The sequence below is a fragment of the Aquimarina sp. KJ22-3 genome, assembly GCF_055808215.1.
On record NZ_CM147859.1, the window covers coordinates 4,645,923 to 4,658,504 of the forward strand.

The 12,582-nt window shown below is 34.5% G+C and carries 17 protein-coding genes; 16 read left to right on the plus strand and 1 reads right to left on the minus strand.

Annotation, left to right across the window (positions count from 1 at the left end; genetic code table 11):
* The first annotated feature begins 62 nt into the window (after positions 1–62).
* The 15 genes from traM (at position 63) to AC0L3Q_RS21345 (ending at position 11,007) form a co-directional block, all read left to right on the plus strand.
* Positions 63–1,172, plus strand: a complete 1,110-nt coding sequence (gene traM / locus AC0L3Q_RS21275; protein WP_473282719.1) for a conjugative transposon protein TraM — start codon at positions 63–65, stop codon at positions 1,170–1,172.
* A 1-nt stretch (position 1,173) separates the two neighbouring features.
* Positions 1,174–3,492, plus strand: coding sequence for a TraG family conjugative transposon ATPase (locus AC0L3Q_RS21280; protein WP_473282721.1), 2,319 nt, complete (start codon positions 1,174–1,176; stop codon positions 3,490–3,492).
* A gap of 42 nt (positions 3,493–3,534) precedes the next feature.
* The gene (locus tag AC0L3Q_RS21285) at positions 3,535–4,380 is read left to right on the plus strand and encodes a DUF4138 domain-containing protein (protein ID WP_473282723.1); all 846 of its coding nucleotides are present in this window, start codon (positions 3,535–3,537) and stop codon (positions 4,378–4,380) included.
* Between the two features lie 2 nt (positions 4,381–4,382).
* Complete coding sequence (locus tag AC0L3Q_RS21290) at positions 4,383–4,898, plus strand: hypothetical protein (protein WP_473282725.1); 516 nt, start codon at positions 4,383–4,385, stop codon at positions 4,896–4,898.
* A gap of 20 nt (positions 4,899–4,918) precedes the next feature.
* Positions 4,919–5,596, plus strand: a complete 678-nt coding sequence (locus AC0L3Q_RS21295; RefSeq protein WP_473282727.1) for a hypothetical protein — start codon at positions 4,919–4,921, stop codon at positions 5,594–5,596.
* 62 nt (positions 5,597–5,658) lie between these two features.
* Positions 5,659–6,018 carry a hypothetical protein gene (locus tag AC0L3Q_RS21300; RefSeq protein ID WP_473282729.1) on the plus strand — a complete coding sequence of 120 codons (360 nt, stop codon included), beginning with the start codon at positions 5,659–5,661 and terminating at the stop codon, positions 6,016–6,018.
* Positions 6,006–6,200: a hypothetical protein gene (locus AC0L3Q_RS21305; protein ID WP_473282730.1), complete on the plus strand. Its 195-nt coding sequence runs from the start codon at positions 6,006–6,008 to the stop codon at positions 6,198–6,200. The genes AC0L3Q_RS21300 and AC0L3Q_RS21305 overlap by 13 nt, the downstream gene beginning before the upstream one ends.
* Before the next feature lie 7 nt (positions 6,201–6,207).
* A complete protein-coding gene (locus AC0L3Q_RS21310) occupies positions 6,208–6,756 on the plus strand; it encodes a hypothetical protein (RefSeq protein WP_473282732.1) in 549 nt (182 codons plus the stop codon).
* Complete coding sequence (locus AC0L3Q_RS21315; protein WP_473282734.1) at positions 6,743–7,330, plus strand: hypothetical protein; 588 nt, start codon at positions 6,743–6,745, stop codon at positions 7,328–7,330. Before AC0L3Q_RS21310 ends, AC0L3Q_RS21315 begins: the two co-directional genes overlap by 14 nt.
* Positions 7,331–7,337: 7 nt before the next feature.
* The gene (locus AC0L3Q_RS21320; protein ID WP_473282736.1) at positions 7,338–8,231 is read left to right on the plus strand and encodes a hypothetical protein; all 894 of its coding nucleotides are present in this window, start codon (positions 7,338–7,340) and stop codon (positions 8,229–8,231) included.
* Positions 8,221–8,502 (plus strand): hypothetical protein, encoded by a 282-nt coding sequence (locus AC0L3Q_RS21325; RefSeq protein WP_473282738.1) that lies wholly within the window; start codon positions 8,221–8,223, stop codon positions 8,500–8,502. Before AC0L3Q_RS21320 ends, AC0L3Q_RS21325 begins: the two co-directional genes overlap by 11 nt.
* A gap of 35 nt (positions 8,503–8,537) precedes the next feature.
* Positions 8,538–8,903 (plus strand): hypothetical protein, encoded by a 366-nt coding sequence (locus AC0L3Q_RS21330; RefSeq protein WP_473282740.1) that lies wholly within the window; start codon positions 8,538–8,540, stop codon positions 8,901–8,903.
* Positions 8,904–9,143: 240 nt separating this feature from the next.
* The gene (locus AC0L3Q_RS21335; protein WP_473282742.1) at positions 9,144–9,770 is read left to right on the plus strand and encodes a hypothetical protein; all 627 of its coding nucleotides are present in this window, start codon (positions 9,144–9,146) and stop codon (positions 9,768–9,770) included.
* A 6-nt stretch (positions 9,771–9,776) separates the two neighbouring features.
* The gene (locus AC0L3Q_RS21340) at positions 9,777–10,214 is read left to right on the plus strand and encodes a PH domain-containing protein (protein ID WP_473282744.1); all 438 of its coding nucleotides are present in this window, start codon (positions 9,777–9,779) and stop codon (positions 10,212–10,214) included.
* 34 nt (positions 10,215–10,248) lie between these two features.
* On the plus strand, positions 10,249–11,007 hold the full coding sequence (locus AC0L3Q_RS21345) for a LytR/AlgR family response regulator transcription factor (RefSeq protein ID WP_473282746.1): 759 nt from the start codon (positions 10,249–10,251) through the stop codon (positions 11,005–11,007).
* A gap of 131 nt (positions 11,008–11,138) precedes the next feature.
* Here the strand turns inward: AC0L3Q_RS21345 and AC0L3Q_RS21350 are convergent, their stop codons facing one another.
* On the minus strand, positions 11,139–11,624 hold the full coding sequence (locus tag AC0L3Q_RS21350) for a hypothetical protein (protein WP_473282748.1): 486 nt from the start codon (positions 11,622–11,624) through the stop codon (positions 11,139–11,141).
* Positions 11,625–12,110: 486 nt separating this feature from the next.
* Between AC0L3Q_RS21350 and AC0L3Q_RS21355 the strand changes: the two genes are divergently transcribed.
* Positions 12,111–12,512 carry a hypothetical protein gene (locus tag AC0L3Q_RS21355; RefSeq protein ID WP_473282750.1) on the plus strand — a complete coding sequence of 134 codons (402 nt, stop codon included), beginning with the start codon at positions 12,111–12,113 and terminating at the stop codon, positions 12,510–12,512.
* The last annotated feature ends 70 nt before the right edge of the window (positions 12,513–12,582 follow it).

Sequence of the window (12,582 nt, forward strand, 5' to 3'; positions counted from 1 at the left end):
GACAAAAAAAGAAAATCATTGTAGGAGCTGTCGGAGTTGGATGCTTCTTACTACTTATTATCATGATCAAAATGGTAGTATTTCCAGGGGACAAAAACAAACCGCAAAAAAGCCAACTGGTCATAAGCACTCCAGAGGTCATCAAAAAGAAAATAGAAAACAAATCAAAAATTGAACACTACGACAGAGAATCTCTGAAGAATATCGGGAAAAATGATATTGTCAAAGGGTTAGGAAATGTTGGTAAAGAAGAAGAAGAATTACTTATTGAAGAGGCACTTATCGTGGAAGATACCACCCTACAAAATCCAAATCAATTGGGAGGTCTAGGGAAAGGCTCTTTAAACCCTCAAAACACTTCTACATTAGCATATCAACAAAACTCTGAAGATGAGGAACTAAGACAACTCATGGCTTTGCAAGAACAGTTATTAGCACAGGCTAATGCTCCAACACCAACGTCAAATGATGCTGCTGATATACAGGAGATTCAAAAACTTCTGGCCGCATATGATCAATATAGTGCTAACGGTGAAAATACAAATCAGTTAACGCCAGATAAAATTTCGGAAATAGGTACTAGTGTTAGTGAAAAATTGATTGGTCAAATCAACACACAATTTCAGTCGCAAAACTTTTTTCACGGAGCACAATCTTCAAATGATGACAACAAAGTACTGGGATTAATTCCAGCAGAAACGATAGACGATCGATTCCTGGTTAACGGTAGTACTGTTGCTATACGAACCAAAAAAGAAATACGTCTTGCCAATCCCAGAGTTGTAATTCCAAAAGGAGCTGTCGTATACGGTAAAGTTTCCTTTGGCACCAACAGACTTTTGATTGATATCGATAGCTATAAAACAAAGAACACATTGTATAAACTAGATTTTACACTGTTTGATTTTGATGGACTGGAAGGCATACACTTAGACAGTCGTACCTGGCCTAAAATTCCAGGGAAAGTAGCCAAAGATGTCTATGACTACGCTTACCAAAGAGGTACACAAGCTGCTGGTTTTGGAAGCGAAAATAACAGTGTCAATCTTGAAGAAGCAAAGGACATCGCAATTCTATCGGCGGCCAAGGAAATTGGTAATGAAGTGTTCGAGAAAAGAAAGGTTTTTATGCCTAAGAAATATCACTTATGGTTTAACATCAATACCCAATAACATGAAAAGCGAAGCGATACAAAAAATATTTCCAATCTATGCTGTAGAAAATGACATGATCATTTCTAAAAATGGAGATATCACCTTAGGATTTAAATTACAGTTACCACAGATCTATTCTTTAGATCGAGAAGGAATCAACAGAATCAATCAATTGTTTGATAAGATCATTCGTTCACTTCCTGAAAATACGATCATTCAAAAACAAGATTACTTTTTTGTGGACAAGATCAAAGAAGCGGTAACCGAAGGAGAATTGATGTTATCCAGAAGTGACAATAAATTTTTCTACGAAAAACCAACATTGAGTCATGAATGCTATCTGTTTATTACCAAAGACTCTAAAAACAAAATAAACCTCACTAGCAATGCAAAATTATACGACAAGTATATGGAGGAGGTAAAAGATTTTATTCAGGTAGTCACTACAAGTATTTCATTTCTGTCTAAAGAAGATTTTTTTACAGTAGACTCTTTAGACTCTGAAGAAATCATACAGGTATTAGGAAAGTACATTTCTCTATCCCAAGAAGGGCAACAGTCCCTGCAGGATCTATTTTTTGACAAACAATTAAAAGTTGGAAACAAAGTAGCAGAGATGTATGCCATAAGCTCATATAATCAATTACCGTTGACTATACAGACTACAAAGAAAAACATTGATTTCTCGACGCAAAAAACTGATTTTCAGATTCCATTTATACAACCAATTTGTTTGGGCTTAGAATGCAATCACATCTATAATCAGGTGATTTATATCGAAAATTCTGAGAAGATATTTTCAAAACTAAAAACAAAGCTAAATCAGTTTAAAAGTTTAGCCATTTTATCCAAAGAAAATGAAGTCACCTACAATCAAATTGATCAATTGGTGAATGAGGTTATCGAAAATGAATTGCGATTTGTATACCAACACTTCAATATCATTTTGTGGGATATTAATGAAGAAAAACTCGAAAACCATAAAAATCAATTAGAAAATGCATTCAAGGAGCTATCCATAACTCCTTATCAAATCAAAAACTCGTTAAAAGATTTGTTTTTTTCTAATCTCCCCGGGGCATGTACGTCTGTTCCTGAATTGTACAAATTTATAGGCATTTCAGAACAAACCCCCATCTTACTAAATTTTGAAAGTTATTACGAAGGAAATAAAGATGGAATATTACTTACTGATCGTAAAAACGGTGCACCGGTACGATTAGATTTATGGATAGAGCCTGTAAAAAGAGGACTAATTGTAAACAGAAACCGTTTAATTTTTGGCCCATCAGGAACTGGAAAATCTTTTTTAATCAACCACATTGCCAGTCAGTATTATGAGCAGGGCCATCATATCGTAATGATCGATATTGGTAATTCGTACAAGAAATTATGTAACCTGGTAAAAGGACAATACTATGCCTATGATCCAGATGTTCCACTAGAATTCAATCCTTTTCACTTTCATCATATCGATGAGGTTAATAATGACAAAAAGATATTTCTAACCTCACTGATTATCTTTTTATGGAAAGGTGATGACCCTTTCAAAAGAGAAGAAAAACAGATTATTGGTCTATATCTCGATGCCTATTATGAGTCTTTCGAGAAGGAACAAAGCGGTTACCCTTGTATGTCTTCCTTTTATGAATTTGTTGACCAAAATCAGGTAATGGAGGATGAAGAAAGGTATTTTGACAAAGTGAGTTTTCAATTATCACTTCGTGATTTTCATGATGGTAAATACAGTAAGATCCTAAACTCAGAAAAACCAATAGATCTGGTACAGGAACGATTTATCGTATTCGAAATGGACAATATTAAAGATCATCCTATTCTTTTCCCATTGGTTACCATGTTATGTATCGATGTGGTGATGAGTAAAATTCGAAAAATACCAGAAGCCAAAAAATCCATTTTCATCGACGAGTGTTGGAAACCGATTTCTAAAGGAGAAATGGCACAGTTCATCAAATATCTATACAAAACCGTGCGAAAGTTCTATGGAGAAGTAGCCATTGCTACGCAAGACGTAGAAGATATTTTGGACACTCCTGCAGGACCTGCAATGATCAACAATACGGATACCATGATTTTGTTATCGCACAAAAAGAAAATGGCAACCAAAGATAAATTTGCACAGTATCTATCCTTTAGCGAATCTGATCTGGAAAAATTATTCTCTACCGATAAAAGAGAGGTTTTTATCAAAGTTGGGAACGTATCAAATGTATATAAAGTCACTGTTTCTCCCGAAAGATATGCCTGTTACTCTTCTAATGCAGACGAAAACAAGGTCATTTTTGACACGTACAAGGAGAAAAAAATATGGAACTAGCACTAAAAGAATTTGTAGAAAAACTCTAAAAACAAAACCACAATGAAAAAGCAACTCATTCTATTACTTATACTACTTTTTGGGATAAGCAATACCATCAACAGTCAGAACCATTTGGTTCCTCTAGAACAACTGGATACTATAAGAGTATCAGACATCAAAACAACTCATTTAATATTTGATCAGCAAATTGAATATCTAGACGTAGGATCTCCATTTTTTGTCGCAGACACTACAAAACAAATGGTCAAACTAAAGCATATTGGTCAAGATTTGGTAGATGTAAGAACCCAACTTTCTAACCTAACGGTTATTACCAAAGATGGAGGATACTATTCTTTTATCCTGGGCTATCAAAGACTTTTGCAGCACTTGACGTATAAAGTAAAAAGAACTGAAGAATTTGCTGATGCGGTACAGGATAAAATTCAAAAAGAAGAGGATGCCGCAAAGGCTTTGGAAGCGTTATGTAACAAGTTAGACAAAAATTACAATAACAAAATACACCTTAAAAATGGAAAATCGGGAGATATAAGAGTTCGGGTTACAGGTATTTTTTACGTAAATGAAAAAATCGGACTCCGTATCGAACTCAAAAACGAATCTACCATTGATTTTGATATTGATCACATCCTATTCAGGACCAAATTAAAGAAACGATTTGCAAAAGATTATTTGTATCAGGAACGTGTCATTCACCCTTCAGGAATCTGTTCTGACAATTTTGAAATCGCCGGTCAGGGACAGCAAACCATCACTTTGATATTCGACAAGTTTATGCTTAACGAAAAGGAAAAATTGAGCATCGATATTTTCGAAACCAACGGAGGACGTTCCGCCACGATGATCATTCCCAGAGAAGAACTATTGAACCCTAAAGTACTGTAGTCATGAAAAAGCAACAAATTATTTCAGTTCTAGTATTCCTCTTGGTCATTAACACCAATTGGGCGCAGATTCCATACTTTGATATTCCAGGATTGGCAATACGAAAAGCTGAAGAAAAATCAGTAAGAGATTTTCAGAGACAAAACCTAACGACAACAGGTGTTTATGCGACTACGGCTGCCTTATCAGGAACTGAAAGATTAACAAGAACCAAATTTCGGGTTAATCCAATAAACCTCGCATTTATTGACTATTCGAAGTATAGTAACATGTGCAGAAGCTATCTCAATCCATTTGAAAAAGCAAAGTGTACAAACAAATATAATTATCTGAAAAATGCACATCAGACCGTGTTGTTCTTCGTAAACACTCCAATTCAAAACGAAGTAAACAATGGAGTTAAAGAACAAATTTTGGCAAAATACACTGCTATTACCAACACCATTCTGAAAGAATTAGAGCTACTAAAGCTAAAAGCCGAAAAAGATAATTTTTACACACGATTAATCATCAAATAAACGCTTAAGAACAAACACCCATGAAAACGATACGCACACTAATACTATTATTTCTGTTGGTAGGACAGCATACATTTGGGCAATTTGTTCATGTTCATACCCACATTAATAATACCGACGCAAATACTCAAGCAAAACTAACTGCCCTTATCACCATTTTGGGAGGAAGAAATGCTTCTTTGACCACATCAAATGACAAATTACAGACTGCCTTAGATAATCATAAAGAACAATTAAGGCTTCAATACACCAAAAATCAGTTTGATCGAGGTACCGGTTATACTACAACCGCTGGAATTTCTGCGCTATTAAGCTTAGGAGCTTCTGGATTAGCAAGAATCCCTGGATTACCCTATATGACTTCAGAAAAACAAGCATACCTAGATGAAGTAACCATGGATAAAGCCCTATTACTGGCATTAAAATCTGTGAGTAAAACCAATATAAAATCGGCCAAACGGCAGGAAATCTATCGATTGCGAAGCAAATTACTTAGAGAATTCGCCAAAAATGATACCGATGTACGGCAAACCTTATTTATATCGGCGGCTGGTGTAGCTGTACTTAATTACAAGCAGTTTGTCAATCTATACAGCCAATTAAACAGAAATGAGAATGATGATGACACAGGGCAAATGGACAGCGATCCTAATCAACTTGATCATAAGCAGTTCATAGAATTTTTTGACAAGTTGTAATGTATAGAAATAGCCTTGTTGATCCTTAAAGAAACCTATTTATCCATAAAAAACTAATGCAGATGAAAACGAAAATATTGAGTTGCATACTCACACTTATTGGAGCATCCCTGCTAAATGCCCAACAGTTCCCTTTTTTAACAGATCCGGGTTCATTAGCAGGATCAGGAGCAGCATTAGCACTGTATAAACAACTGGATGATGAGGATAAGAAAAACAGGGATAAAATGAAGGCTTTTGGGGTTGATTATATAAAGCGTCAGGTATACTTTATGGGATTTTCTCTGGCAGTAGGAGAAAGAATCTCTAATGAGATTGAAGCTTCTGTTACACGCTATACTACATTAAAGAACAGAAACTCCTCCTTGAGCTTGCTCAACTATTCTAAAAAAAGGAAAACACCAAAATGTTGGCACTTATAGAAACGATGCTAAATAATATACAACGAGAGGCAAGGAATCAAAAAGGTCTTTTTGTCATCTATGGAGAAAAGATGAATCTGCTGCAGAATATGATGGAATCCCTCGAAGAAATAAATCGAGTATTAGATATCGTAGAAGATAACATAGAACAAACCAAGCTATACAATCGAATTTTTAATTAGAAAGAAGATGAAAAAAATACTGATACATATATGTTTCTCAATGATCATGTATTTGGGGAATGCGCAGGTCGTAATTAATCTAAACGTAAAAGGAAACTTAGAAGATCGTCTTTCACAATCGGCTTATGACCAAATCAATACGTCGAACACAACGCTTGCGGGTCAAGAACTATTAAATAAAGCAAGCATTGAAGCTCTAACACCAATTTTTAATGAGCAATTAAAAGAACTGACATCATTTAACTCTAGGTTCGAAATCCAGAAAACTGCGATAAGAACCTTTATTAGTAGTCCTGTTTTTAGTAGCGCTGGAGGATTTAATAGCTACGGGTATATACAAGAAAAATACCCAATCATCAACCCTTTGAGTCCCTCATCTGTTGTTCGAAATACGGTAACCCGAGCCCGTTTCAGAAAAAAACTAAATAAAGAAAGGGATAAGATGATGAAGTACCTTGATAAAAACAACCCTATCCCAGAAGGAGAAAGAGTTTTCCTGGTGCTATCAACCTTAGAAAGTGTAATCAATTTAACCTTAGAAAATGGAAAGTTTTAAATATTTATTCCTGTTCATATGTGGTTTTGCTTTTGCGCAAACCCATTCGGAAAGCATTGCAGATCCTGTCGTAGCAACCCACAAGACTGCAATAAGTACAGCACTAGGTGTCGAGTTGAGCTTAAGAAAAAAGCAAGGAGATTTAATCAAAGATTTAGAAGATACTGAAGAGGATTACGATTCTAAACGAAATGTATTCGGCAATTTCAAAACAAATACAATAGTAGTAGCTGCAGTACAAGCTAAACTCTTATTTCTCAACCAAAAAGTAGCGAATATTGAATCCACAATAAATACGTTAAAAGTCGCCTCCTTTGGTTTTGGACAAGGACTCTCCAGATATCAAGATCAACTAGAAACTGAAAAAAGATATTTACAAAAATTACAAGAAGAGAGCGTATTAATAGGTGGAGGAGGAATGTTGGTGAGCGGAGGTACAGGTCATGTATATACCGCATACTTAAAACTACTTATCAGATTAGTGAGAGTAAAAAACAACATCCTAAAAATTGACAAAGAAATAGCGGCAAAAAACAAAGTTGTTACAACGCTAAAAAGATTAACATCAAACTGAAAACATCATGGATATTTTTGAAATATTAGAAGTATTAGGAGATTTTATCTTCAACGGAGACGGAACGGTTCCCGGGTTAAATGGTTTTATTGATGCGATTATGCCATACTGCTATCTACTAGCAACCATTATCATGGTGATACTGGTCGCGACAAAGGTAATCACGTATTTTTCTAACCCCTCTAGCAATATGGACCCATATGTATTAGTGAAACCTATTTTGGTATTATCAGCACTGTTTTTATATCAACCACTAGTTGATTTTTTAATTGTTCAACCGGTTGACTTAATAACAGATGCAGTTGAAGCTGCAAGCCTAGAGGCTACCAATAACAGAAATTTAACCAGCTTTAGAGATGCAGTAGACCAAGGACTCACAGCGTTTGCTGATGGGGATAATAAGGAAGGAGTAAGCATATATGATTTTCTACAAGTATCTGCTGCACTAGAATTTATACATCTGTTTATTCAAATCATTGCCTTGGTAATAATAGGATTCATATTGCTGAAACAGTTGGTCATGAAAGCTATTTATTTCATGCTAGGTGTTTTGGTATTGCCTTTATCTTTAATTCCATCCAACTTTGAGATCCTTAAAAAATGGTTTTTCGGCTTTTTATCCGTGCTGTTATGGTTACCTGTATTAAGGATTTTCCAAACCATTATAGCACTTATTCACACTGCTCCTCTTGATGGATTTGCGCAACCTTTATTCGCAGTAGTACTGCAGGTAGTAATGATCTACTATATATGGAATGTTCCTAAATACGCCAACTTCTTGGTAAGCAGTGCAGGTGAAAGTGGAGGAAGCATCTTATCTGACGGTATGAGCTTAGCTTCTTCAGCATATTATGCTACTAGTTTATTCTCTTCCAAAAAAATAAATAATCATGGAATATAAAACACCAAAAGTACTTGAAAAAAAACCGGTAATCGGCGGTTTTGATTTGATGACCATTGTGATCATAGCAGGATGTTTTTTAGCCTTTTTGTTTACTGTATTTGCTTCATTTTTAGGATCACTAGTATTTATCCTAATAGGAATGGCATATGTAAAGATTCAAAAGAAATATCCGGCGAAAGGAGAGTTAAGCACCCTGTTAAAATACAATTCCAGTATTAAATGTATACAGGTAGATCAACCGATCACAACTTTAATAAAAACGAAATAAAATTTTAAATAATAACACTTAAAACAAATTTAATCATGAAAACTAGAAAATTTAAAATCAGTAAGAACATCGATGTAAAATCATTAGCAACAAAAATGAGTAGCTCTAAATGGGTTTGCACCCTTCTATTAACGGTATTGTATATTGCACCAACCTTTGCGCAATCAGACGATATCAACGCACAAATAAGTACGTGGGGAGATCAAATCAAAACCATACTTAATGCTGTAGTAGGGATTTTCTCTATTGCAGGAGGTTTCTTAATCTTTATTCAGTATATGCAGGGTAACGAACAAGCGCAAAAGAACTTTATTAGATTTATTATTGGTCTAGCCATTTTTGGGCTGGTAGCCTTAATCGCAAATGTTTTCTTGCCAGATGTAGGAGGAGATGCGATCTAAAACAATCAAATTAAGTATTGCTCTATAAAACACTTATGTTTTACCCATTAGAGTAAATTTCAGAAAAAGGGTCACCCATATTCTAAGGAAGACCTATTCAAAAATTAACAAGCTGTAAACCCTCATTAAATGAGGTGCCTAATATTCCCTTATTCAAGGGGACAAGGAGTTTCTTGCTTAATTTTTAGGGTGACCCTTATCAAAAAACATATTAAAAACACACTATAAAAAACATTAATCATGGATTTACAAACCTTAAAAAACATCCCGGCAAGCTTTGCCCTAGCAAAACGTTCACTACTTTATTGTTTACTAGTATCTATTATAATATCAGTAAGTAGTCTAGTCTGGGCTTTTGTAACTACCAATACCATAAAAAACACAGCTTTTGTATTAACCAAAGACGGACAAGCGGCTATGATGAAAGGAATCTCATTGACTGAAGTGGATGAATTCAGGAATCCAGAAATCAAAAATCACATTAAAATGTTTCATGAAGGTTTTTGGGAAATCGATCAGTTCAATTATGAAAGACGTATTAACAAAGCCTTATACTTATCAGGAAGATCCGGTAAACAATTGTACCAAACGTTGCAGGCTAATGGACACTTAGCCAAAATCGTAAGCCAAAATTTGACACAAAGCATAGAAATCGATTCGATTAAGATCAATGACAAGGTAACGCCTTATAAAGCAAAACTATATGGCAAATTGCGTGTATCGAGAACAGATCAAAAGGCCGAAACGGTTAATGATTTCAAAGCCCAATTCGTATTGCATAATGTCTCCAGAACCGATCAAAACCCTCATGGACTTTTAATTGAAAATTACTTACTGCAATCAAAGCCGGTTACCATTCCAAAATAAAACAACATGCAAACTGAAACTGAACATAATATTTGGGAGGGATCCCCCTCCCAATGGATGCATTTCCCATTCTATATCGGTTGCAGCCTACTACTCATCATTTACGGTTTAGGATTAGTACTAGCGCTTTATAAATATATAGAAACCAAATGCATTCGGCTTCGAATTACCGATCAACGGGTGATTGAGAAACGAGGGATTTTGTCTGTAACTACGAACCAGTTAGAATTATACAGAGTAAAAGACATCAAACTAGAACAACCGCTGATGCAACGCATTTTTGGATTAGCAACGATTGTTTTGATCACTTCAGACAGTACAAATCCGATTTATAAAATCAAAGGAATCGAAAACGGTCACAAACTCATCGAAAAAATCAGGATATCTATAGACAAAAGAAGAGATGCCAAGGGGGTTAAAGAATATGATTTTATCAACCTGTAATGAACTTTTTAAGATCAATTAAAACAAGAGAGACATGAACACACAACATATAAATGCCATTATCATCGAAAATGATATCGCAGAGGCTCACCAAATAAAAGCGATTATAGAACAAGAGTGTCCAAACATTACCATAGCTGCAATAGGATGCAACCCAATTGAAACGCAAAATGTCATCCAAACTAAAACGTATGATATGATTATTATGCGTCAAAAAACAGGAATAGCCTATGCTTTCAAAATGTTAGAAAATGCTGCTGTTGATTTTGATGAAAAAGAGTTGATCTTAATTGCTACACAAGAAGAACATTATATTCAAAAATTCACCAAGGCTGCTGTGGGGAGTATTCTTCCATCCTTTGATTCTAAGGGAATTCAGCAAGTAATCCAAAAAGCAACACAAAGCATTACTCATCAAAAAGAAGCCACGTCATTTTTACAACAAACCTCCGTACAACCAAAACCTCTTAGTTTACTGGCAATTCCTTCTACCGACGATGTTAAAATCCTAAAAATAAGTGATATTCTTTATCTACAATCCGAAGGAAAATATACCGTATTTCATACTACTCATGAGAAAAAAATTGTTTCGAGCACCAACCTGGGAGAATACGAAAAGAAGTTGGCGCATAACAACTTTTTTAGGATCCATAACTCTTTTTTGGTCAATATGGATAATATCGTTAACGTGCAAAAAAGAGACGGTGTATATATCGAAATGAATAACCGTGAAATGATCCCTGTAGCCAAACGCAAAAAAGATCCCCTTTTTCAGTTTTTGGGGATCAAATAAACTTCACTAAAATTTTATATTGACTTATGATAATTCATAAAAGAAAAAAGTCTAAAAACGATATTGCATTTTTAGACTTTTCTATTTATTACCAGTATGATATCAACCCGGTTTTAAACCCTTATTTCTGGTCACTTTTTTTGAGGTCTTTTCTTTCTAAGATTTCTTTTACTTTGATTTATGGATTGAGATTTGTTTAAGAGCTCAAAAAACTTATCCATACGATTGTCCATCGTTTCCAATTGTTTATTAAAATTCTCATTTGTTTTCTCCAGTTTCTTTTCAATTTTTTCCGCTTGTTTGTTATTCTTTTTTGTTTGCTTCTCCAAAATTAAACTTTGGTTGGCTAGTTTATCCTCGTTCAACTTATGCGTTAGTTCTTTCTGATCTTTAAGATCCTTTTGTAACTCTTTCATTTCTATTGAAGTTTCTGGATTTATTCCCTTTTTTTCTAACCTTCTCATAAGTCTAGCATGCTCTCGTTTGAGTGATTGTTCAGCTCTTTCTGAGGCTTTAATTTGCTTACTAATCTTAGTTCCTTTTTTCTCCAAGCTTTTTAAACTTGGCCCTCTTTTTCCTGTAATAAACTCCAGGATTTTCTTTAAAAATTCTTTCATATCTGTATGTTTAATTTTTCACCTATTTTATTTTTAATGATGAAGCTGGTTATCTTCTTTATCTATGGATAGCATAACTACATGCTGCTGGTAATTGCTTCAATAATATTACTAGTCTTTGCCATCCTTGTACTGTAAATAATTTAGTGCTATTCATAATATGTTGTTTTAAGATTAATACTCTTTACTACAGCTAAATAACCTCTTTTATAACATCATCGCTAGAGTGAAGTAACAACCGGTTGATTTGGAGTAATAACTGCCCATACCTATCTATTTTCAAAGGTGAGATCAAGGAATATGAGTGAGAATGCCTACACTTCTCCCTTTTAAGAAGTACAATTGATTAAATAATCGGAAATCCTAAGGGTTTTGATGAATTTTCCTGCATAAATTTTATAGGTAGCTCCATATATTACTTTAATCATACCGCCTATTACTTCACGGTCGATCTTGTGGATAAAGCCTCTTAATTTAGCCTTGTGATTGAAAAACAATCCAGCTGATCTGAAGTATCATAGGGTCAATACAAGATCAGTTAAGAAAAAAATTAATAATCATAAAAATTCAAAAATCATGTTTAAAAAAATTACAGATTTAATTAAAAAGTTAATCGGTGGAAATAGACAAAGAAGAAACAGACCACCAAGAAGAAGAGTAAATAGTAATGGTTCAGATATACAAACAGTATATCCTTCACATGAAAGTTTTGGTTCACTAATCACAGCTCCTGAAAAAAGAGCAAGAAGAGATGGGCCTAAACACAAAAGAAAATCGAGCACATTTACCACCGAATCTGAAAAAGAAATGAATAAAGGTAAGGTAAAAAGAGATTCAAGTTCCATTGCATCAAACAAATCGAATAAGAAGTTATCATTTTCAATGTAAAGTTTACTTCGAACAATAAAACTCTCTAAAAGCAAACTATACTTAAAGTAGCTTTTTAGGGAGTTTTTTT